Raw genomic sequence first — 22,532 nt, 5'->3', positions numbered from 1 at the left:
CTCTCATGCGTATTGCCCTTGCCGGCGCCGGCGCCTTTGGCGAAAAGCACCTCGATGGCCTGAAGAATATCGACGGCGTTGAAATCACCTCGATCATCAGCCGCACCGGCGAACAGGCCGCTGCGGTTGCCGCCAAGTATGGCGCCAAGCACAGCTCGACCGAACTGGATGATGCGCTGGCCCGTGATGATGTGGACGCGGTGATCCTTTGCACCCCCACCCAGATGCACGCCGCGCAGGCCATCGCCTGCATGAAGGCGGGCAAGCATGTGCAGGTCGAAATCCCGCTGGCCGACAGCTGGGCCGATGCGCAGGAAGTGCTCAAGGTTTCGCAGGAAACCGGCAAGACCTGCATGGTGGGCCACACGCGCCGCTTTAACCCCAGCCACCAGTATGTGCACAACAAGATCACGGCGGGCGAGTTCAACATCCAGCAGATGGATGTGCAGACCTACTTCTTCCGCCGCAGCAACATGAACGCCAAGGGCGAGCCGCGTTCCTGGACGGATCACCTGCTCTGGCACCATGCCGCGCATACGGTTGACCTGTTCGCCTATCAGGCGGGCAAGATTGTCGCCGCCAATGCCATCGAAGGGCCCTATCATCCCACGCTGGGCATCGCGATGGATATGTCGATCCAGCTCAAAGCCGAGTCGGGCGCGATCTGCACCCTCTCACTGTCCTTCAACAATGACGGCCCGCTGGGCACCTTCTTCCGTTATATCGGCGACACCGCCACCTATATCGCACGCTATGACGATCTGGTCGATGGCCGCGAAAACGCCATCGACGTGTCGAAGGTCGACGTGTCGATGAACGGCATCGAATTGCAGGACCGCGAATTCATCGCCGCTATCCGCGAAGGCCGCGAGCCGAACTCTTCGGTGGGCAAGGTGCTCGATTGCTATCGCGTGCTGGGCGAATTGGAAGTGCAGTTGAATGCGATGAAGAAGTAAGTGGAATGATGCGAGGGACTCGTCCTTCGCGCTCCCGTTACTGTCTTAGTTGCGTTTATGGTTCGGCCTTACGTGTCGGACGCGGCGTTGAAATGTAAAAGCCTGCGGCGCTATCGAGTGTAACCTCGCCGCGCCGCAGGCTTTTATCATATCATGTCATTTCCAATGCCGTCCCTTCGACAAACCCGGTAATGGGATTGCAAAGGGACGAGTCCCTTTGCCCGCCGGAGGCATAAAACCCGCCATTGAATAAGGACCTCTTCAATGCCCATCACCCGCAAACTTGGTGGCAAGGATGTGAATCCCATCGGTCTTGGCTGCATGAATGTCAGCTGGGCCTATGCCGCGCCGCCGCCGCCCGAAGAGTCCGCCAAGCTGCTGCATCTGGCGCTCGATCTGGGCTATGGCCATCTCGACACAGCCCGGCTTTACGGCGGCGGCAAGAATGAGGAACTGATCGGCGAAACCCTGAAGGGGCGGCGCAAGGAATTCTTTCTGGCCAGCAAGATGGGCCTGATTGCCGATGGTCAGCGCCGCTATGTCGATTGCAAGCCCGAGACGATCAAGGCCGAGGTGGAAAAGAGCCTGAAGGCGCTCCAGACCGACCATATCGACCTCTATTACATGCACCGCCGTGATTTTACCGTTCCCATCGAGGAGAGCGCGGGCGCGATGGCCGATCTGATCGCAGCTGGCAAGATTGGCGGCTATGGCCTGTCGGAAATGAGCGCGGACACGTTGCGCAAAGCTCATGCCGTCTGCCCCGTCACCGCCGTTCAGACCGAATACTCGCTTTGGACCCGCAACCCCGAACTGGGGGTGCTGCAGGCCTGCGGTGAGCTGGGCGTGGCGCTGGTGGCGTTCAGCCCGCTGGCGCGCGGGGTGCTGGCCAATGGGGTGCGCGAGCCCTCGGCGCTGGAGGACAAGGATCTGCGCCGCACGCATCCGCGCTTCAATGGCGAAAACTGGCCCAAGAACCTCGCGCTGGTCGATGCGTTCAACGCCATTGCCGGGCGGGAAGGGGTATCGCCTGCGCAATTGTCGCTGGCATGGGTGCTTTCGCGGGGCGATCATGTGCATGTGATCCCCGGGACGACCAACCCGGATCACCTGCGCGAGAACGTCCAGCGTCCTGACTGGCGCCCTTCGCAGGCCACGCAGGCCGAGCTGGACGGGCTGATCAACCAGCACACCGTTTCCGGTCCGCGCTATCCCGCCGCGATGCAGGCGACCATGGATACCGAGGAATTTGTCTGAATAAAGAAAGGGCGGGGATTGGACCCCGCCCTTTTCTTCACTTTTTGGTTTCGCGTTCCAGCTTGACCCCGAACAGTTCGAGCCGGTGGTCGACCAGACGATAGCCCAGCCTCTCGGCAATCTGACGCTGCAGTGCTTCCAGCTCGGGATCGACGAATTCGATCACATGCCCGGTTTCCACATCGATCAGATGGTCATGATGCGCCTCGGGCGCGGCCTCATAGCGGGCGCGCCCATCGCCGAAATCGTGGCGGTCCAGAATGCCCGCTTCTTCAAACAGGCGCACCGTGCGATAGACCGTGGCAATCGAAATGCCCGGATCGACCGCCGTTGCGCGCGCGTGCAGCTGGTCTACATCGGGATGATCGTCGCTCTCCGACAGCACTTTGGCGATCACGCGGCGTTGCTCGGTGATGCGCAGGCCGCGCTGCTGGCAAAGGGTTTCGATGTCGATTTGCTGATGCACTGGGGGTCCGTGTCTTTAAAAAGGTTTGCCCTACCGACTATGGAGCCGGCAGGGCAAAACTTCAACCTGCTATGCGGTGATAAACGGTGGCAAAAGCCCCGTATCGCCGGTCGCCTCAGGCAGCAGCCTTGGGCTTACGGCCGCGCTTCACGCTGGGCTTGCGGCCCAGGCCGATCGACTTGGCCAGCTCGCGGCGCTTTTCGGCATAGTTGGGGGCAACCATCGGATAGTCGGCGGGCAGGTTCCAGCGCGCGCGATACTGTTCCGGGGTCAGATTGTAGTGAGTCGCCAGGTGGCGCTTGAGCATCTTGAGCTTCTTGCCGTCTTCAAGGCACACAATGTGATCGGGCTTGACCGAAGCGCGGATCGAGACAGCCGGTTCGGGCGGCGTTTCCACCGGAGCCGAAGGTTGACCAAGACCCGACAGGGCATTGAAAACATTGGTGATGAGGGCGGTAACTTCCTCAACGCTGACGCTGTTGTTGCTGACATGCGCGGCAACAATGTCCGACGTCAGGGTGATGAGGGTTTCCTTGGAATCGACTTCGATCGTGCTCATGGGATGTAGCCTTCTCTTTTGCTTGTGACCCGATTGTCTGTTTTTGTTTGTTTTGTTTATGCAGCTCCATCCCAGCTGCACCAGGCTCTATTGCGACGATTTCAAGAATTATTCAAGATGCAGAATTAGAAAATTTGAACATACATTGGAATGACGCCTTTTTTCGGCTCAATCAGTTGTTCTGTTCATCTACGGGAAAGGAAAATGTGACCGCATCAATCCTCTCACCATCGGCGCAACGGTAATACTTAGGTCGAAGGCCCACCGGAACGAAGCCTGTGGCGCGATAAAGAGTTTCGGCCGGATTGCCGCGCCGCATTTCAAGCATCACCTTGCGGACGCCCGATCTTTTCATGTCGTCTAATGCTCTGACTAATAATCTGGCGCCAAGGCCGCGGCGGCGCCACTGGGGCGAAACGGCAAAAAGCAGCAGTTCGGCCTCATCGAAAATCTGCCGGACCAGCGCAAAACCGGCCGCATCCTCGCCTTCCTCCGGCGCGGCGCCATGGGGCGCGATCAGCCAGTAATGCGTGTTGCCGATCGCCAGCGCGCTTTCGATCTGCATCCGGTTCCACGCCTCGCCCCAAAACGGTTCAAAGGCGGCGTCCATGACCTCCATGATGCGGTCAACATCGTCTTTGGGCATCATGGCTTTAGCAAATCCTGCGAATCAGGCGGCGGAGACGGCGGGCGTATCGGGCAGGCGCCCGCCCGGAAGGCGGGCATCAGGCGCGCGGCCGTAAAGCGGGGTGAGATCGTGGGAGAAATGGGCCGGGTTCAACCCCGCCACCGCGCGCGCATCGGGCCACAGTGCCAGCGCCAGTCCGTCCGCGCCGCCCGTCGCCCGCCGCCCGGCCAGCAGCGCTTCGGCCTGACTGCCCGCGACCAGCGCCTCGCCATGGGCCATCGCGGCCTCCGGGCGCTGCGAGAGCAGATCATCCAAGGCGCGCCCTTGGGCATCAAAACTTTGCGTGAACCATTCCCCATGGCCGCCGGTGGTGGCCACGCGCACCGGACCACGCTCACGCAAAAGCGCCATGGACGCGATCAGCGCCAAAGTGGGATAGCCGTAAACCGGCGCGTTCCACGCCAGCCCAAGCGCCCGCGCGGCGGCAAGGCCGATACGCAATCCGGTAAAACTGCCCGGTCCGCGACCCACAGCAATCGCTCCGGCCCGCCCGCGTTCGGGCAAGGCGGCGATCATCGGCACCAGCGCTTCGGCATGGCCGCGCCCCAATTGCCGGTATTCGCCCGCCACGAGCCCGCCATCCTGAAACAGCGCCACAGAGCAGGCCTCGGTCGTGCATTCAATGGCCAGCCAGCGCCCAATGCGCGGATCAGGCCCCGACACTGCCAGGCTCACGCCGCGCGAACCTCGGTCACCTCGGGCACGTAATATTTGATCAGGCTTTCAATCCCATTCTTGAGCGTGGCCGAGGATGAGGGGCAGCCCGAACAGGCGCCCTGCATCTGTAGGAACACCACGCCATCGCGGAAACCGCGATAGGCCACATCGCCGCCGTCATTGGCAACGGCAGGGCGAATGCGGGTTTCGATCAGATCCTTGATCTGGTCGATGATGTCGGCATCCTCTTCGCGGTCGCCGGGGAAGTCCTCCTCAGCCGGGACGGCGATGCCGGCGGCGGTTCCGGCGGCAAACAGGGGAGCCTCGGAAATGAAATGGTCGAGCAGCATGGCCACGACCTGCGGCTTGAGATCGCTCCACCCTGCGCCATGCCCGGCGGTGACCGAGATGAAGTCGCGGCCGAAGAACACGCCCGTGACGTCGCCAAGGCTGAACAGCGCAGCGGCCAGCGGCGAGGCTTCGGCCTGTTCCTCATCGATAAATTCGCGGGTTCCGGCCACCATGACCTGCCGCCCGGGCAGGAACTTGAGCGTGGCGGGATTGGGCGTGGTTTCCGTCTCGATAAACATGCGCGCTGATTTAGGAGCGTTGGCCGGTATCGACAAGGGTGGAAAAGCCATTTGTCAGGCAAATGTTGCAGTTTTGACGATGTAAAGTGGTCGCTGTTCACTGGCCTTTAAGGATGGGCCTCCCTATAGCTTGGATTATGAGCCATTTCTCCCGCGCCCCCCGCCTGCTTTCGCTTGTCATCTCGCTGGCGCTGATCGGCGCTCAGACGTCCTCGGCCCGCACCGCCTCGGTGCTGCCGCCTTTGCCATCACAGGATGCGCCATGGCTCTATAAGGGCAGCGATGTGCCCCATGATCGCGAATGGTATTTCGGCGTGCTGGACAATGGCGTGCGATGGGCGGTGCGCAACAATCAGGTCCCGCCTGGGCAGGTGTCGATCCGCGTGCGCGTCGATGTGGGCGCGATGCATGAAAAGCCGCAGGAGGCAGGATTTGCCCATCTGATCGAACATCTGGTGTTCCGCCAGAGCCGCTATCTGCCCCAGGGCGCGGCGATCCCGACCTGGCAACGCCTTGGCGCGACATTCGGCAGCGACACCAATGCCGAAACCACACCGACGGCCACCACCTACAAAATCGACCTGCCCGATGCCTCACCCGCCACGCTGGATGAGAGCATGAAGCTGATTTCGGGCATGGTGTTCGCTCCCAACCTGTCGGACAACGATATTCGTATCGAGGCCCCCATCGTGCTGGCGGAAAAGCGCGAGAGGGGCGGCACGGCCGAACGCCTGATGATCGCCATGCGCAAGCTGATGGCCGAGGGGCAGCCTCTGGCCTCGCATGTCACGGTGGGCGATGTCGAAACGATCAACGGTGCGCGCCAGAACGCATTGCGCGCCTTTCACCAGCGCTGGTATCGCCCGGAAAAGGTGACGGTGGTGGTGGCGGGCGATGCCGATCCGCGCCTGACCGCTGCGCTGGTGACCAAATGGTTTGGCGAGTGGAAGGCAAGCGGACCGGCCACGCCCGACCCTGATTTCGGCGAGCCCACCACGCCTGCGGGCGCCGATCCGGCCAATCCGGTGGGCGCCGCGCAAGTGTTGATCGAGCCGACCGTGCCGCGTTCGCTGATCTATGCCGTGCTGCGCCCCTGGCATGAAAAGCAGGATACGGTGGTCTATAACCAAGGGTTGATGCTGGATCAGCTGGCGCTGGCGATCCTCAACCGCCGGTTGGAGGCGCGGGCGCGTTCGGGCGGCAATTTCCTCTCGGCGCGGGTCGATCAGGAAAATGAATCGCGCTCGGTCGATGGCACTTTCGTCACCGTCTCGCCGCTGGACGGCAATTGGCGCGGGGCGCTGTCGGAGGTGCGCGGGATCATTGCCGATATGCTCGACCGCCCGCCCAGCGTCGAGGACATCGCGCGCGAAGCTGCCGAAATGAATGTGGTTTTCGAATCGCAGGTCCAGCAGCGCGCCCTGCTTCCGGGCGGCAAGCTGGCCGATGATCTGGTGCAGGCGGTCGATATTCACGAGACGGTCGCCTCTCCGGCCGTGGTGCAGGATATTTTCAAGCAGTCGATGCCGCTTTTCACCCCGCAGGCGGTGCAGCAGCACGCGCGCAGCCTGTTTGCCGGCAGGGTGATCCGCTCGCTCTATGTCACGCCGGACAAGAGCGAGGCCAGTCCGCAGGATCTGCGCGCTGCGCTGCTGACCAAGGCGGTGCCCGATGAACGCGCCCGCGCCGCGCAAAAGCCGATCAGCTTTGCGCAATTGCCCGCTATCGGCGCACCCTCGGCCCCGCCCGAGGTACGCCCGACCGGTATGCTGGATGTGCAGGAGCTGACTTTTGCCAATGGGGTGAAGGCGCAGTTCTGGCCTACAAAGGATGATCCGGGCCGGGTAATCGTCAAGGTCCGCTTTGGCGCCGGGTGGCAGGCGTTCAAGCCCACCGACAATGCCTATGCCACGCTGGGCCAGTTGGCGCTGGTCAGCTCGGGCGAGGGGCCGCTGGGGCAGGAGGAGCTGGACCGGATTTCGACAGGGCGCAAGCTGGGTTTCGATTTCCGTATCGATGACGGCTCGTTCCAGTTTACCGGCGAAACGCGGGCGGAGGATCTGGAGGATCAGCTCTATCTGTTCGCCGCCAAATTTGCGATGCCGCGTTGGGATTCGGGGCCCTTGCTGCGCGCGCGCGCAGCGGGCAAGATCCAGTTTTCCTCCTATGCCGCCAGCCCGCAAGGGGTGATGGAGCGCGACCTGCGCTATCTGCAGCGCGGCAATGACGAGCGCTTTGCCGTGCCCACGCCGGAACAATTGGACAAGGTGACGCCTGAGGGCTTTCGTCAGGTCTGGGCGCCGATTTTGGCGCAGGGGCCGATCGAGGTGCAGGTGTTTGGCGATTTCGACAGCGCCAAGGGCATGGAAGCGCTGCAAAAGACCTTTGGCGCGCTGGCGCCGCGAGGGCCCCTGCAACCGGCCACGACCAAGGGCTATGCCTTTGCCCGGCCCGGCGCGCAGCCGGTGGTTGTCACCCATGAGGGCGATGCCAATCAGGCCGCCGCCGTGGTGACATGGCCGACCGGCGGCGGGGTCGAGGGGCTGAGCGAGAGCCGCCATCTCGAAGTGCTCAGCCAGGTCTTTGCCAACCGCCTGCTGGCCGCGATGCGCGAAAAGAGCGGGGCTTCCTATGCGCCGCAGGTGTCGGCCGACTGGCCCATCGACCTGCCCGGCGGCGGCACGCTCTCTGCCAGCGCGCAGGTGACGCCGCAGATGGTGCCGCTGTTCTTTGAAACGGTGGACCGGATCGCGGCGGATCTGGCCACGCGCAAGATCCCGGCCAGCGAACTGGCGCTGGTGACCGAGCCGCTGCGTCAGCAGGTGGCGCGCGCCTCGTCGAGCACCGCCTTTTTCATGAGCCAGATCGAGGGCGCCACGCAGGACCCGCGCCGCTATGCGCAGGTGCGCGGGTTGATGGCCGATTATGTCAATGTGAAGCCCGAGGAGCTTCAGGCGCTGGCGGCGCGCTGGCTGGTCAAGGATCGCGCTTTCCGTCTGGCGATTGTGCCGGAGCGTAAATAGGCCGAAATTCTGCCTGCGATGGGGGCATTCATGCTCTCCATCGCGGGAATTTCCGTTCAATCTGATCGAAAAGAGCGGCTATCCATGCGCCGCATAGACCTGTATGGGCAGCAACCTTGTCTGGCGCCAGGCAGAATCACATCTTGGGATTCACGGCAGAGGACAGGATCTGTTTCGTAGTATGTACTAAATGGTACATCTTTCGTCAAGGCCGTAGTGTGATGCGGCGTGTGGAGTAAGGAAAAGTGGCAAGCAACTGGACCCCGGAAAGCTGGAAGACCCGCGAGGCGCGGCACCTTCCCGTGTATCAGGACGCCGAAGAACTCGGCCGGGTGGAGCAGACGCTGGCCAACTTTCCCCCCTTGGTTTTTGCGGGCGAGGCGCGTGCGCTCAAGGCTGAGCTGGCCAAGGTGTCGGCGGGCAAGGGCTTCCTGCTGCAGGGCGGCGATTGCGCGGAAAGCTTTGCCGAATTCCACCCCAACGCGATCCGCGACACGTTTCGCGTGCTGCTGCAGATGGCGGTCGTGCTGACCTTCGCCAGCAAGCAGCCGGTGGTCAAGGTGGGCCGCATCGCGGGCCAGTTCGCCAAGCCGCGCAGCGCGCCGACCGAAAAGCTGGGCGATCTGGAGCTGCCCAGCTATTTCGGCGACATCATCAACGGCAGCGATTTTACGCCGGAATCGCGCCGCAATGACCCGAACCGTATGCTTCAGGCCTATGGCCAGAGTGCGGCAACGCTCAACCTCCTGCGCGCCTTTGCCAGCGGCGGTTATGCGAACCTGCGCCAGGTGCACAAGTGGACGCTTGAGCATCTCGACCATAGCCCCTGGGGCGAACGTTTCAGCGCCATGGCCGACAAGATTGGTGAGGCGCTGGACTTCATGGCGGCCTGCGGCGTCGATCCGCAGAGCGTGCCCCAGCTTCAGGGCACCAATTTCTACACCAGCCATGAGGCGCTGCTGCTGCCTTATGAGCAGGCGCTGACGCGTCAGGATTCGCTGACCGGCGAATGGTATGACTGCTCGGCACATATGCTGTGGATTGGCGACCGCACGCGCTTCGACAATTCCGCGCATGTCGAATTCCTGCGCGGCGTGGGCAATCCGATCGGCGTGAAGTGCGGGCCGTCGCTGGCGCCTGAATTGCTGCTGCGTCTGCTGGATCAGCTGAACCCGGCGCGCGAAGCCGGCCGTATCACGCTGATCGCCCGTTTCGGCCATGACAAGGTTGAGGCTCATCTGCCCGCTCTGGTGCGCGCGGTGAAGGCCGAGGGTCATCCGGTGGTGTGGTCGTCCGATCCGATGCACGGCAATGTCGTCAAGTCGGACAGCGGCTACAAGACCCGTCCGTTCGAGCGTATCCTCAAGGAAGTGCGCGACTTCTTCGCCGTGCATCGCGCCGAAGGCACCCACGCGGGCGGCATCCATATCGAGATGACCGGCAAGAATGTGACCGAATGCACGGGCGGTTTGATCGATGTGACCGATGCGTCGCTGGCTGATCGCTATCACACGCATTGCGACCCGCGTCTCAATGGTGCGCAGTCGATCGAGCTGGCCTTCCTGCTGGCCGAGGAACTGAACAGCGAGGCGCAGGAGCGCCGCGCGGCCGCCTGATCCGGCCGATCCGAACCAAAGGGGAGGGGGCCAGAACGGCCCCCTTTCTTTTTTCCGCCACCCGGCTAAGTCACGGATATGACAGAGACGAAATCCTCTCCGCTGAGTGTTGCCCTGATCGTGCTGGCCGTGGTGCTTTCGGGCATCATCCATATCGCCATGCTTTCGGCGCAGCGCGAGGGCATTCAGGCCGCTCTTGCCGCGGCAGACGCCACCACGATGGTCGAGGCGATGAAGGCGCGTGAGACGATGCTGATTGCGCAGGCCAATCAAGGCGGGCTGGACGGCGACGTGCGCGCAGGCGCCTTGGGCGAGGCGGCGGTGCTGCGTCAGGGCAAGCTGAGCGCTCAGCCGGGCGGTCCGCGCGCGCCCGGCATTGACGCCATCGCCACGCGGATCGCGGGCCTGCGGGCGGAGGCATCCTCTGCGGCGGAGCGCAGCGGCCAGCTTGGTCTGGCCGAAAGCGCGCTGTTGCTGGGCATTTTGTTGCTGGCCTTGTCGCAGATCATGGCGGCCCGGCTATTCCTTTGGTTGGGTGCGGGCCTCGGTCTTGCCGGAATCGCTCTGGCGGCCTTGGGTGTTTTGGGGGGAGTAATGGCATGAACCTGCATCTCTGGGGGCTCTATTGCCTCACCGTGTTTCTCATCAGCGCCTCGCCGGGGCCGAACATGCTCCATATCATGAGCCGCAGTGTCGAGCTGGGCCTGCGTGGGTCGTTTCCGGCCATGGCTGGCTGCATGAGCGCCCTGGTGGTGATGATGACGGCCAGCGCGCTTGGCCTGACCGCGCTGCTCTTCGCGCTGCCCGGGGCGTTCGAGGTGCTGCGGCTCGTGGGCACGGCCTATCTGGTTTATCTGGGCATCAAGGCATGGCGAGCGCCCGTTACCGATGAGGCCGAGGAAGCGGTCGAGTTTGAACGCCCCGGCCTTTCGCGCTGGGCCGTCTATCGCGGGGGCTTTACCATCGCCATTTCGAACCCCAAGGCGCTGCTCTTCGCCGCCGCCTTCCTGCCCCAGTTCATCGACCCGGCGCAGCCCAAGGCGATCCAGCTTTCCATCCTGATCGGCACCTTCGCCGTGATCGAGACCTTCTGCTACTTTACCTATGCCGTCGGCGGCAGGGGTCTTGCCGGATGGTTGCGGCGCCCCGCCGCCCAGCGCTGGTTCAACCGCGTGACGGGCACGGTGTTTGTTGGCTTTGGCGCCATGCTGTTGCGGTCGCAGAAGGCTTGAGGGTTTAGGAGGGTGCCTCTGGCGGGCAAAGGGGCGGGGGCCCTTTGCAATCCCGTTAATGGATGGCACTTGATTGGCTTTGTCGCTCTATTCCGCGAAGCGGTTTAATAGCCTGCGGCGCGGTAAGTTTGCGCCAGTTTGCCCCGAGCCTCAACATTGATCGTAACTGGATTGCAAAGGGACCGAGTCCCTTTGCCCGCCGGAGGCCTCTTGCTGACCCCCCCATCAAACCCCATCAAGGCACCAAAACACTCGCTCCTACCGTCTGGCGTCCCTCCAACGCGCGATGGGCATCGGCGGCATCGGTCAGGGCAAAGCTTTGCCCCACCGGCACTTTGACCGCGCCGCTCTCCAGCATTTCGAAGAGGCGCGCCACGCCCGCTGCGCTCTCCGCCGGGGTGGCGTAATAGTCCCACAGCCGAGGCCGCGTGACATAGAGCGAGCCCGCCGAGGCCAAGGCGCCCAGCGCCACCCCTGTCACTGGCCCGCTGGCATTGCCGAAGGACAGGATGGTGCCGCGCGGCCGGACCGAGGCCAGCGACACCGGCCAAGACGCCGCGCCCACGCCGTCGAAACTGGCCGCAACGCCGATGCCGCCGGTGATCTCGCGCACTTGCGCCGCCACATCGGGCGAGCCGGACAGGAGAACGGTTTCGGCCCCGGCCTCGCTGGCCATGGCCGCCTTGCTTTCGGACCCGACCACTCCAATCACCCGCACGCCCAGCGCATGAAGCCATTGCACGAGGATCTGCCCCACGCCGCCCGCCGCCGCATGCACCAGCGCCCATTCGCCTTCCTTCAATGCCACCGCGCGCTCGACCAGAAATTCGGCCGTACAGCCCTTGAGCATGGCCGCCGCCGCCGTTTGCGCGCTGATGCCATCGGGGATGCGGAACCATCCCGAGGCGGGCGTTATCCGCGCCGTGGCATAAGCGCCCAGCGCCGGGCCAAAGGTGGCCACGCGGTCGCCGGGCTTGAAGGCCGCCACATCCGACCCCACCGCCTCGACCACGCCTGCCGCCTCGCTGCCTAACCCCGAGGGCAGCGGGCAGGGGTAGAGGCCCGAGCGATAATAGGTGTCGATGAAATTCAGCCCCACCGCCTCATGCACCACGCGGATTTCGCCGGGGCCCGGCTCGTGCAGATCGACTTCGTGCCAGCGGATAACTTCAGGCCCGCCGGTCTGGGCGAAATAGGCTTGCAGAGCTTTCATCGTGTCATCATCCTTCCGGACCGGCAAAGCCTGGTAGATAGGCCGCTTTGGGACTATTGGCCAATTTCAGCGCCTTGGCCAGCGCGGCGACGAAATTTTCTTCGAGCTTGTCGCGTTTTATATGGTCGCGGAAGAAATCGGCCCATAAAAACTCCGCATAGGGCGTCGATGTCTTGGCATAGCCGCCCCCGCGCCGGACCGCGCCTGCCAGCGATCGGAACGGATCATCGGCCAGTTTGCCCACATGGCGCGGCAGATCCGACCAGTCATGCCTTTTGCCATTGTCATCATAGGGATGGAGCCAGTTGTTATAGTCCATCACTGAAAAGAACCGCTTCTTGCTCAGCTTGCCCAGCCGCGCCTCGACCGAAACCAGCACTTCCTCGACGCCTTCCTCATAAAGCGCGCGGGCCAGATGGTGATGGTCGATCACCCACCATGTGTCGCCCGGACCATGCACAACCGGGATCAGATGCTGGCCCAGCCATTGTCCGGCCTCTTTCTGTTCACGCCAATGCTGCTGCTTGTCGCGCACTTCGGCCATGCCCACCGTCATTTGCGTCGGGCGCAGATCGCGCAGCCGGACCGGATTGAGGACCGGCTGGACCGGGTGGTTCATGGCCATAATCGGGCTCTCCTTTTCCTCAGACGGCGCTATCCTGCCATGATGCCCCCGCCCGCGCCACGGCGTCGGCCACCGAAAATGTCGAATCCTGCGCCAGTTGCGCCATGCCCGCCACCACCAGCACATCGCGCACCCGGTCATGCGCGCGCGCCAGCAGCACGCGCTGCCCATGCTGCGCCCGGTCGAGTACGAATTCGCCCAGCGCGTCGATGGCGGTCGCGTCCAGATCGTTCGATTCCTCAAGGCTGAGCACCACCACGGGCGCGCCCGATGCCGCCGCCCGCGCCGCGATCAGGTTCAGCACGCTTTCCGCATTGGCGAAAAACAGCGGCGCATTGGGGCGAAACAGCGCGATATTGGCGGGCACGCGGGCATCGTCATGGCGGGCAATATCCACGTAATCATGGCTATCGCCCACCTGGCCCAGCGTGCTGATCGAGGGATGGGCAAGATCATAGAGCAGCATGGCGATGGACAGCGCAATCGCCGCCAGCATCCCGTTAAGTACCCCCAGCGCCAGCACGCCGACCGCGGCGGCCACCGCCACCCAGCCATCGCGCCGCATCTGAAACAGGCGCCGGATCGGAGCGGGATGGAGTGCATGGGTCAGCGCGGCGATCACCACGGCTGCAAGGATCGGCTCGGGAATCCGCCCGATGGCGGGCGCGGCAAACAGCGCGAGGCCCAGCAGCGCCAATGCCGCCACAATCGCGGCCCATCGGCTCTGCGCCCCCGCCGAGGCATTGGCATTGGCCGCCGAAAAGCCCGCGCCCACCGGCATGCCCTGCGCCAGCCCTGCGGCCAAGTTGGCCAGCCCCAGCGCGCTCAGCTCGCGGTTGGCATCGACCCGGTCGCCATTCTGCAGGGCCAGACTGCGCATCGTCCCCCAGCTTTCGGCAAACAGAATGAGCGCGACCGGCGCGGCGATCTGGGCCAGACGCGGCAGCAGCGCCAAGGGCGGCAGCGCGAAATCGGGCCATGTCAGAGCCACCTGACCCACCAGCGCCACGCCCCATGCCGCCGGGTCCAGCCACCAGCCCAGCAACAGCCCGCCGCCGATCACCATCAACGATCCGGGCCAACGCGGCGCTCGGCGCAGCGCCAGCAGCGCCGCCAGCGCCCCTAGCCCCAGCAGCAGACTGGGCCAGTTGGTGCGGGGCAGCGCCATGGCGATTTCGCCCAGCAGCCGCCACATCGGCGCCCCCGGCACGCTGATCCCCAACAGATGCGGCAATTGGCGCGCCATGATCGTGACCGCCAGTCCCATCGCAAAGCCGCGCAGCACAGGCCGCGAGATGAAACCGGCCAGACTGCCCAGCCGGAACGCACCCAGCGCGGCAAAGATCAGCCCTGTCATCACCACCAGCGCTGTGGCCGCTGCGCCCTTATCGCCCAAGCCCTCGACCGAAAGCCCAATCAGCGCCGCGCCCAGAATGGCCGCCGACGAAGATGTGGGCGCAATCACCGCATATCGGCTGCGCCCGACCACCGCATAGGCCAGCGCGCCCGCCACCGCCGCCACAATCGCCCGTCCCGGCGCCAACCCTGCCATCCCGGCATAGGCCACCGCTTCGGGCAGGAGCAATCCGGCAAGGCCAAGGCCGGTCAACAGATCGCGTCTGGGCATGCTCTCCATCGCGCTATGCATGGACCCGGCATCATGCAAGTCAAGCCGCGTGCATCAGTCTTCCACCGGTTCGACATCGACCGACACGGACAGGTTTTGCCCCGCGCCGCCCAGAAACACGCCGTCGATCGGGGCGATATCGGCATAATCGCGCCCCATGGCGACAAAGATATGGTCGGTCCCGGCCAGCACGTCATTGGTGGGATCAAAACCGACCCAGCCGATGGCCTGACCACACCACAGCGCGGCCCAGGCATGCATCGCATCGGCCCCCACCAGACGCGGCTGGCCCGGCGGGGGCAGCGTGCGCAGATAGCCGCTGACATAGGCCGCCGGAATGCCATGCGCCCGCGCAGCCACGATCATCACATGGGCGAAATCCTGACACACGCCGCGCTTTTGTTCAAAGGCGTCCTGAGCGGTGGTGGTTACACTGGTTGCCGTGCCGTCATAGGCAAAGCTCTCATGGATGGCCTTCATCAATGCGTGACCTGCGGCCAGCACGCTTTGATCGGCGGCCAAAAAGGGGGCGGCCCACTCGGCAATCGCGGTCGATGGCGGGGCCATGGGTGAGGCGAAGAGGTAAGAGGCCGGGCCCATCGGCGACAGATCGGGCAGCGTCAGCGCAGCGGCGCGGATACTGCCAATATCGGGGGCGCCTGCGTCATCGGGCGAGAGGGCCGGTTCACTCACCTCAATATCGAAACGGCTTTCGATGCTCAGCTCTGAAAGCGCCTCGCGCAGGATCACGCGGTGGCGGTGGACGATCCACGGGCCATCCCCGGCCTCGATCTCGGCGGGGGGCGGGTCGAGCTTCAGTGCGAAATTTTCCACCCGCTGTCCCGGCCAGAGCGCCGGTTTCAACCGCAGGTTGAGCCGCGCCAGACGCACCACGCCGTCATAGCGCAGGCTGGTGGTATGATGGATGCGATAGCGCATGAAAGGGTCAGCCTTGCAGCGGCGTGCGGCCCGCGACCGCCGCATCGAATTGCAGGAAATAGCGCGCGGAAATCGAATCCGAGAGCGCCTGAAGCCGCAATTCGATCTCGGCCATGCGCTGTCCGTCGAATTGATCGACCGTCAGGCTGATGAGAGGGGCCAGCACCGCGCGCACCTCGCGCAGCGGCGCCTCGGGCAAGGCATCCTCGCGCAGTGAGGGCAGGGCGGCGATATGGCGCTCAATGGCCTGCACCTGATGGACAAGGCTACGCGGATTGTCGGGGTCGAGCAGCAGGAGGTCATAAACCGGATCGCGCAGCGGCGCCGAAAGATAGCGCGAGCGATAGGTGATCTGGCTGTCGAAAATGTCGAGCAGAGTGTTGAGCCGGTCGCTCTCCTCGCCCGCGCCTTCCAATTGGCGTGCGATGCGACACAGCGAAAGGGCGCGCTCGATACGACGCCCCATGTCCAGAAAACGCCATGCGGGCCCGCGCACCATATCCTCCGCGCCAAGGCCGGAAAGCGCGGCGAAACGTTCAATCAGCTCCCGCGCCATGCGCAGCAGCACGCCGGGCCGATGCGAATCGAGCAGCGGCAAAGGCCGACTGGCGATCCGCCAGAAATCAGGCGCGAAACGGTCGCGCAGCGATTGGCCCACATTGCGCTGGGTGTTGAGCAGCGCGGCCACCCCGCCCGGCAGGCCCTGTTCCACCAGCGCCGCGCGGCATGCCTCGGCGGGCGAGAGTGCGCTGTGATCGGGCGCCAGCGCGCCCCAATTGGCCAGCAGATCCACCAGCCTTGCGCGCACCTCGGGATGGCCGCTGGCCCCCGCATCCACTTCGATCCCTCCGCCCAGAATCGAGCGGACTACGCGCACCGTCATTTCCGCGCGCTCGCCATAGCGGCCGAACCAGAACAGATTGTCGGCCGCCTGCGCCGCCAAGACGCCGCCATCGCGCCGGATCGCGGGCGCGCCGGTCAGGGTGACGCGGCTGAAACGCTCCTCATCGGCCTCGTCCACCACGCAGACATCGGCCGACAGATCGCCTTCGCCCATCAGCGTCGAGGCGATCTTGCCCGAGGAGGACAGGCGGGCAAAGCCCCCCGGCATCACCACCCATTCGCCATCGGCCCCGCGCGCCACAAAGGCGCGCAGTGTGAAGGGGCGCGGCTCGAACCGGTCGTCGATCAGCGCGGGCGTGGTGGACAGGTTGATGATTTCCTGCGCGCAATAATCCATCGGGCGGCGCGCCATGGCCGCCAGCAGGGCCTCGCGCGCCTCGGGCGTCAATTGCGCGCCATGGGCGGGCTGAACCGCGGCCAGCCCCTCGACCCTTTGGCCAAAGGCGGGAGCCACCATCAATTCATCCAGCCGCCCGCGCACCAGATCCGCCTCGGCCTCGCCCCCGCACCACCATGTGGCGACATTGGGCAGCAGCGGGTCCTCGCCCAGCAGGGTTTGGAACAGGCGCGGCAGGAAGGCGGCAAAGGCGGGCGCCTCGACCACCTCGACGCCAGGCCAGTTGGCCATGGCCACTTGTCCGCCGGTCCAGCAATCAGCCAGATCGGGCACGCCAATCGTCGAGCGCGCATCGAAATTGAGCGGATCGAGCGAATTAGTGTCGATCCAGCGCCACAGCGCATCGACCCGCTTCGGCCCGCCGATAGTGCGGACATAAAGCTTGCCGTCGATCACCGACAGGTCGCGCCCTTCGACCAAAGGAAAGCCAAGATAGCGCGCCAGATGGGCCTGTTCTGGATAGGACTGGTTGAACCGCCCCGGCGTCAGCAGCGCGATCCGCGGCGATTCGCGGGGGCAATCGGCCGAGAGCCCCTGACGCAATTGCCCAAAGAAGCCCGCCAGCCGCCGCGCGTGAATGTCCGAGAGCAGCGACCCCGTCCCGCGCGAAAGCGCCAGCCGGTTTTCCAGCGCATAGCCCACACCATTGGCCAGCCGCAGCCGGTCGCCCAGCACGCGCCATTGCCCGTGCGGCCCGCGCGCCAGATCGACCGCATAGACATGGATATAATGGCCCCGGCGCGGCAGAACCCCGCCCATCGCGCGGGCGAAATAGCGGCTGCCCGCAACCACGGCGGCGGGGATATGTCCTTCACGGACCAGATCCTGCGGGCCGTAAATATCGCCCACCACAGCTTCGAGCAGGCGCGCACGCTGGATCAGCCCTGCCTCGACCTTGGCCCATTCCTGCGCGCCGACAATCAGCGGCATCGGCGTCAGGGGCCAGCTGCGCTCCTCCGCATCGCCGGTCATGCGGAAACTCATGCCCATGTCGGCGATTTGGCGCGCCAGCAATTCCTGCGCCGACAGGCCCGAATCCTGCGCCAGCGTATGGAGCCCGTCCGCCATCATCCGCCATTTGGCGGCGACCTCGGGCGGGGCATGGCGAAACAGGTCGCCCGCATCCACGTCGACCGGATAGTCCTTCAGCCAGTCCACCGGCTGGGCCTTGCGGGGCGCACGGGTGGCCAAGTTACCCCAGCCAGCCGGGGCGGCGCAGGTCGAGCGTCATCGGAAATTCGCCGTGCCACTCCTGTGCGGGTGCGGGCTGAAACCCCGGCGTATGGCCGATGTCGAAGAAGCGCGCCTTGCGCCGCCCCTCGGCCTCGAATGCGTTGACAGGCACTGTATCGTAATTGCGCCCGCCCGGATGCGCGACCTCATAGACAGCGCCGCCAAGGCTGCGATGGTTCCATGTGTCATAGATGTCGAAGGTCAGCGGTGCATGGGGCGGCAGCATGGGATGGAGGCAATTAGACGGCCACCACGCCTTGTAACGTACGCCGCCCACGCCTTCGCCCGGCGTGCCGGTGGGGTTCATGGGAATGCGGCGGCCGTTGCAGGTGATGATATGGCGTCCGGCCACCAAACCAGTCGCGCGCACCTGCAAACGCTCGGTCGAGGAATCAACGAAGCGCACCGTCCCGCCGATCGCACCCGTCTCGCCCAGCACATTCCACGGCTCCAGCGCATGGGCGATTTCCAATTGCACCCCGCCGCCTTCGGTCGTCCCGTGGATGGGGAAGCGGAACTGGCGCTGGGCCTCAAACCACACGGGGTCGAAATCATAGCCTGCGCGGCGCAGATCCGACAGCACATCGAGGAAATCGGCCCAGACGAAATGGCCCAGCATGAAGCGGTCGTGCAATTGCGTGCCCCAGCGTACCAGCGGCCCGCCCTGCGGCTCGCGCCAGAACCAAGCGGCCAGCGCGCGGATCAGCAATTGCTGGGCAAGACTCATTTTCGCGTCTGGCGGCATCTCGAAACCGCGAAATTCGACCAGACCGAGGCGGCCCGTGGGGCCATCGGGGCTGAACAATTTGTCGATGCAGATCTCGGTGCGATGGGTGTTGCCCGTCACATCGACCAGCAGATTGCGAAACAGGCGATCCACCACCCATGCTAGCGGTTGCGGCTGGTCCGGGCCGGGCACCTGCGCCAGCGCGATTTCCAGCTCGTACAGCCCGTCATGGCGCGCCTCGTCGATGCGCGGGGCCTGACTGGTCGGGCCGATGCACAGGCCCGAAAACAGATAGGAGAGCGAGGGGTGCCGCTGCCAATAGGTGACGAAGGATTTCAGCAGATCGGGGCGGCGGATGAACGGGCTGTCGAGCAGGCTTGGCCCGCCCAGCACGATATGATTGCCCCCGCCGGTGCCCACCGCGCGGCCATCGACCATAAAACGGTCCGCCGTCAGCCCGACCTCGCGCGCGACATCATAGAGCGTTTCGGTGATGTGCACCGATTCGCGCCAAGAGGCCGAGGGCTGGATATTGACCTCGATCACGCCGGGGTCAGGCGTGACCTTCAGCACCATCAGGCGCGGATCGGCGGGCGGAGGATAGCCCTCGATCCGCACCGGCAGCCCGCTTTCCTGCGCCACATGCTCGACCGTGGCGATCAAGTCGAGGTAGTCCTCCAGCGTTTCGACCGGGGGAATAAAGACACAGAGGTGATCGCGCCGCGCCTCGACCGTGATGGCGGTGCGCACCACGCCTTCGATGGCGACCTGTTCGACATAGGTGTTGCCGCTGGCTTGGCCGGGGGCATCCGATACGCGCTGAAACGCGCCCTGCGTCCGGGCGGCGGCTTCGCGCTCGGCCGCCAGACCATAGAAATCGGGCAAAGGCGCCAGCGGCGCGGCGGTGTCCTGCGGGTTGATGAAAGGATAGTCTGAGGCTGCCACATGGGGCAGCGAGGAAAGCGGCAGGCGATAGCCCAGCGCCGCATCGCCCGGCACAGCATACAGCGCCCCGCGCCGCAGCCGCCACTTTTCCGACCGCCAGCGCCGGATCGGCTGATGCGCCGCCTGCCACCAGCGCTGGACCGGCAGGACATAGCCGACCGGCTTGTTCAGGCCGCGCTGGAACGTGCGCATGAAGCGGGCGCGTTCCTCCGGATTTTCCAGTTCGGGATCATCGGGGGCCACATTGTCGGGCAATTGCGCCTCGCGCACGATCCATTCCACCGCGTCTTCATAGACCGGCTGAACAAATTCCTCATCCACACCCAGCGTGGCGGCAATGCCGCGCATCACCTGCTCCGCGCTTTGCGGTGCCACCTCGGGCGGGGGCGTTTCGCGCGGCAAGGTCTCGCCCGCGATCAGCGTCGCATCGCGCCACACCGGAACGCCATCCTTGCGCCAATAGATCGAATAGCCCCAGCGCGGCAGGCTTTCCCCCGGATACCATTTGCCTTGCCCGTGATGCAGCAGCGATCCGGGCGCGAATTCATCACGCAGGCGGCGGATCAGCCGGTCGGCATAGGCGGCCTTGGTGGGGCCGACGGCGTCGCTGTTCCATTCGGGCGCCTCGAAATCGCCGTCTGCGATAAAGGTTGGCTCGCCCCCGATGGTCAGGCGCATGTCCTGCGCGGCAATGTCCTCATCCACCTTGTCGCCCAGCGCCAGCACCGCGTCCCAGCGTTCGTCGGTAAAGGGCTTGGTTATGCGCACCGCTTCATGGATGCGGTGGACGCCCATCTCGAAATGGAAATCGACCTCGGCCGGTTCGGCCAGCCCGCTGATCGGCGCGGCGGATCGGTAATGCGGCGTGGCGCAAAGCGGGATATGTCCTTCGCCCGCCAGCATGCCGCTGGTGGCGTCCATCGCGATCCATCCTGCGCCAGGCACATAGGCCTCGGCCCATGCATGCAGATCGCAGACATCCTGCGAGACGCCCTTCGGCCCGTCGACCGGGATCACATCGGGCGTCATCTGGATCGAATAGCCCGAGACAAAGCGCGCGGCAAAACCCAGCCGCCGCAGCAGATTGACCAGCAACCACGCCGAATCGCGGCACGATCCCGAACCGACCTCCAGCGTTTCCTCCGGTTCCTGGACTCCGGCCTCCATGCGGATCACGTAATTGACCGCCTGATAGACCGCCATGTTCACATCGACGAGGAAATCGACCGTGCGCTGCTTCACATCGGCAAAGCGTTCATAGAGCTTTTCGAACAGGGCCCCTTGCGGTTCGACATCGAAATAGGCGGCCAGATCCTCTTTCAGCGCCGGATCATAGGCAAAGGGGCGTTCCTCGGCATAATCCTCGACAAAGAAGTCGAAGGGATTGATCACCACCATATCGGCCAGCAGATCGACCTCGATGCTGAAATGATCGACCGGATCGGGAAACACCAGCCGCGCCAGCCAATTGCCATGCGGGTCCTGCTGCCAGTTGAGGAAATGGTTTTCCGGGCTGATCTTCAGCGAATAGTTGGGCACCTGTGTCCGGCTGTGCGGCGCGGGGCGGAGGCGGATCACCTGCGGCCCCAAACGGATCGGTTTGCTGTAGCGATAGCGGGTGAGGTGGTGCAGGCCAGCTGTGATCATGAACGGGAGTGTGCGCGAAAGGTTTGTGCGCTGCAATATGGAATTGCGGGCCTTGTCAACAAAGCCGGTTGCGCTTTGCCCCCCTGTGGTCCAGCAGGGCGCGTGCAACTGGAGTGACAGGCAAGTGCAGGCGCAAATGGCCCCCGCGCCGGGGGTTTTGACAATCGATCTTGATGCATTGGTGGAAAACTGGCGCCGCGTGGCGCGCGAGGTTGCGCCCGCGCGGGCCGCCGCTGTGGTCAAGGCCGATGCCTATGGTCTGGGCGCGGCGCAGGTGGTCCCGGCGCTGGCAGCGGCGGGTTGCCGCGCTTTCTTTGTTGCCAATCTGGTCGAGGCGCTGGCCATTCGTGCGCTGGTGCCGGATGACGCTTTGCTGGCGGTGCTCAACGGGCTGCATCCGGGGGGAGAGGCTTTTGCCGCCGATGCGGGAATCACGCCGGTGCTGAACAGTATCGCACAGGCGCGGCGCTGGCAGGCTTTTTGCCGCCCGGCGATGCTTCAGGTCGATACCGGCATGGCGCGCCATGGGCTTGGTTTTGAAGAAGCGGTCGTATTGGCGGGCGATGCGGAATTTCGCGGCGCTGTGCCCTTGCTGGCGATTATCAGCCATCTGTCCTGCGCCGATGAACCCGATCGGGCCGAGAATGCCGCGCAATTGGCGCGGTTTGAGGCGGCCGCTGCACTGTTTCCGGGTGTGGCGCGGTGTTTTGCCAATTCGGGCGGGGTGCAATTGGGCGCGGCCTGGCATGGCGATCTGGTGCGGGCAGGCCTGTGCCTTTATGGCGCCGAACCCGCCGATGGGCGAACCGAGCCGTTCCGCCCGGTGGTGGGATTACAGGCCCGCGTGTTGCAAACCCGCACCGTGCCCGCCGGGACCGGCGTGGGCTATGGCCAGACATGGCATGCCCCGCGTGAAACGCGTCTGGCGCTGCTCTCGGTCGGCTATGCCGACGGTTTCCCGCGCAGCCTGTCGGACCGGGGCGCGGTGTGGGCGCAGGGCGCGACATTGCCCATCGTGGGCCGGGTGTCGATGGATGTGACGGTGGTCGATGCCTCCGCCTTGCCCGAGGGCGCGCTGGCCGAGGGGGAACTGGTCGAGATCATCGGCCCGCATCGCCCGATTGAGGCCGTGGCGCAGGAGGCAGGCACGATTGCCTATGAAATCCTGACCCAGTTGGGCGCGCGGTATCAGCGCATCTATCGCTGATGCGATCCGGCGCGGGCGGACGGCC

General features: G+C 64.6%; 18 protein-coding genes. 7 read left to right on the top strand and 11 right to left on the bottom strand.

The features are described 5' to 3' along the window. Positions 1-5 precede the first annotated feature (5 nt). Both BGP00_RS14640 and BGP00_RS14635 read left to right on the top strand, forming a co-directional pair. A complete protein-coding gene (locus BGP00_RS14640) occupies positions 6-956 on the top strand; it encodes a Gfo/Idh/MocA family oxidoreductase (RefSeq protein ID WP_168603710.1) in 951 nt (316 codons plus the stop codon). Between the two features lie 264 nt (positions 957-1,220). Next, positions 1,221-2,213: an aldo/keto reductase gene (locus BGP00_RS14635; RefSeq protein ID WP_292691128.1), complete on the top strand. Its 993-nt coding sequence runs from the start codon at positions 1,221-1,223 to the stop codon at positions 2,211-2,213. Between the two features lie 37 nt (positions 2,214-2,250). Here the strand turns inward: BGP00_RS14635 and BGP00_RS14630 are convergent, their stop codons facing one another. The 5 genes from BGP00_RS14630 to BGP00_RS14610 all read right to left on the bottom strand — a co-directional run bounded on the left by BGP00_RS14630 (position 2,251) and on the right by BGP00_RS14610 (position 5,173). Next, positions 2,251-2,679, bottom strand: a complete 429-nt coding sequence (locus BGP00_RS14630; RefSeq protein ID WP_168603708.1) for a Fur family transcriptional regulator — start codon at positions 2,677-2,679, stop codon at positions 2,251-2,253. Between the two features lie 115 nt (positions 2,680-2,794). Beyond that, the gene (locus BGP00_RS14625) at positions 2,795-3,238 is read right to left on the bottom strand and encodes a MucR family transcriptional regulator (protein WP_168603707.1); all 444 of its coding nucleotides are present in this window, start codon (positions 3,236-3,238) and stop codon (positions 2,795-2,797) included. Between the two features lie 172 nt (positions 3,239-3,410). After that, positions 3,411-3,887: a GNAT family N-acetyltransferase gene (locus BGP00_RS14620; protein ID WP_292691130.1), complete on the bottom strand. Its 477-nt coding sequence runs from the start codon at positions 3,885-3,887 to the stop codon at positions 3,411-3,413. A gap of 21 nt (positions 3,888-3,908) precedes the next feature. Then, positions 3,909-4,601 (bottom strand): tRNA (adenosine(37)-N6)-threonylcarbamoyltransferase complex dimerization subunit type 1 TsaB, encoded by a 693-nt coding sequence (gene tsaB, locus BGP00_RS14615; RefSeq protein ID WP_292691132.1) that lies wholly within the window; start codon positions 4,599-4,601, stop codon positions 3,909-3,911. Then, a complete protein-coding gene (locus tag BGP00_RS14610) occupies positions 4,598-5,173 on the bottom strand; it encodes a NifU family protein (protein WP_168603706.1) in 576 nt (191 codons plus the stop codon). The genes tsaB and BGP00_RS14610 overlap by 4 nt, the downstream gene beginning before the upstream one ends. Positions 5,174-5,310: 137 nt before the next feature. Between BGP00_RS14610 and BGP00_RS14605 the strand changes: the two genes are divergently transcribed. The 4 genes from BGP00_RS14605 to BGP00_RS14590 all read left to right on the top strand — a co-directional run bounded on the left by BGP00_RS14605 (position 5,311) and on the right by BGP00_RS14590 (position 11,044). After that, positions 5,311-8,196 (top strand): M16 family metallopeptidase, encoded by a 2,886-nt coding sequence (locus tag BGP00_RS14605; protein WP_292691134.1) that lies wholly within the window; start codon positions 5,311-5,313, stop codon positions 8,194-8,196. A gap of 245 nt (positions 8,197-8,441) precedes the next feature. Continuing rightward, entirely contained in the window at positions 8,442-9,812 is a 1,371-nt protein-coding gene (locus BGP00_RS14600) for a class II 3-deoxy-7-phosphoheptulonate synthase (RefSeq protein WP_168603704.1), read from the top strand. Positions 9,813-9,890: 78 nt separating this feature from the next. Continuing rightward, on the top strand, positions 9,891-10,415 hold the full coding sequence (locus BGP00_RS14595) for a DUF4337 family protein (RefSeq protein ID WP_292691137.1): 525 nt from the start codon (positions 9,891-9,893) through the stop codon (positions 10,413-10,415). Next, entirely contained in the window at positions 10,412-11,044 is a 633-nt protein-coding gene (locus BGP00_RS14590; RefSeq protein ID WP_292691139.1) for a LysE family translocator, read from the top strand. Before BGP00_RS14595 ends, BGP00_RS14590 begins: the two co-directional genes overlap by 4 nt. Before the next feature lie 235 nt (positions 11,045-11,279). Here the strand turns inward: BGP00_RS14590 and BGP00_RS14585 are convergent, their stop codons facing one another. The 6 genes from BGP00_RS14585 to BGP00_RS14560 are packed head-to-tail and all read right to left on the bottom strand — an operon-like array spanning position 11,280 to position 21,300. After that, entirely contained in the window at positions 11,280-12,257 is a 978-nt protein-coding gene (locus BGP00_RS14585) for a quinone oxidoreductase (RefSeq protein WP_292691141.1), read from the bottom strand. A gap of 7 nt (positions 12,258-12,264) precedes the next feature. Beyond that, a complete protein-coding gene (locus tag BGP00_RS14580; RefSeq protein ID WP_292691143.1) occupies positions 12,265-12,882 on the bottom strand; it encodes a ParB-like protein in 618 nt (205 codons plus the stop codon). A 19-nt stretch (positions 12,883-12,901) separates the two neighbouring features. Beyond that, positions 12,902-14,509, bottom strand: a complete 1,608-nt coding sequence (locus tag BGP00_RS14575) for a SulP family inorganic anion transporter (RefSeq protein WP_292691145.1) — start codon at positions 14,507-14,509, stop codon at positions 12,902-12,904. Between the two features lie 54 nt (positions 14,510-14,563). Beyond that, positions 14,564-15,448, bottom strand: coding sequence for a transglutaminase family protein (locus tag BGP00_RS14570; protein WP_168603700.1), 885 nt, complete (start codon positions 15,446-15,448; stop codon positions 14,564-14,566). Positions 15,449-15,455: 7 nt separating this feature from the next. Then, positions 15,456-17,939, bottom strand: coding sequence for a circularly permuted type 2 ATP-grasp protein (locus BGP00_RS14565; RefSeq protein WP_292691147.1), 2,484 nt, complete (start codon positions 17,937-17,939; stop codon positions 15,456-15,458). 1 nt (position 17,940) lies between these two features. Next, the gene (locus BGP00_RS14560) at positions 17,941-21,300 is read right to left on the bottom strand and encodes a DUF2126 domain-containing protein (protein ID WP_292691148.1); all 3,360 of its coding nucleotides are present in this window, start codon (positions 21,298-21,300) and stop codon (positions 17,941-17,943) included. Between the two features lie 157 nt (positions 21,301-21,457). Here BGP00_RS14560 and alr point away from each other — a divergent pair, with 157 nt between their 5' ends. Then, positions 21,458-22,507, top strand: coding sequence for an alanine racemase (gene alr / locus BGP00_RS14555; RefSeq protein ID WP_292691150.1), 1,050 nt, complete (start codon positions 21,458-21,460; stop codon positions 22,505-22,507). Positions 22,508-22,532: the final 25 nt, after the last annotated feature.

Source organism: Novosphingobium sp. 63-713 (assembly GCF_001898925.1).
GTDB lineage: Bacteria > Pseudomonadota > Alphaproteobacteria > Sphingomonadales > Sphingomonadaceae > Novosphingobium.
The sequence above is the reverse complement of the archived record's forward strand: the minus strand, read 5'-3'. Positions and strand labels throughout refer to the sequence as shown.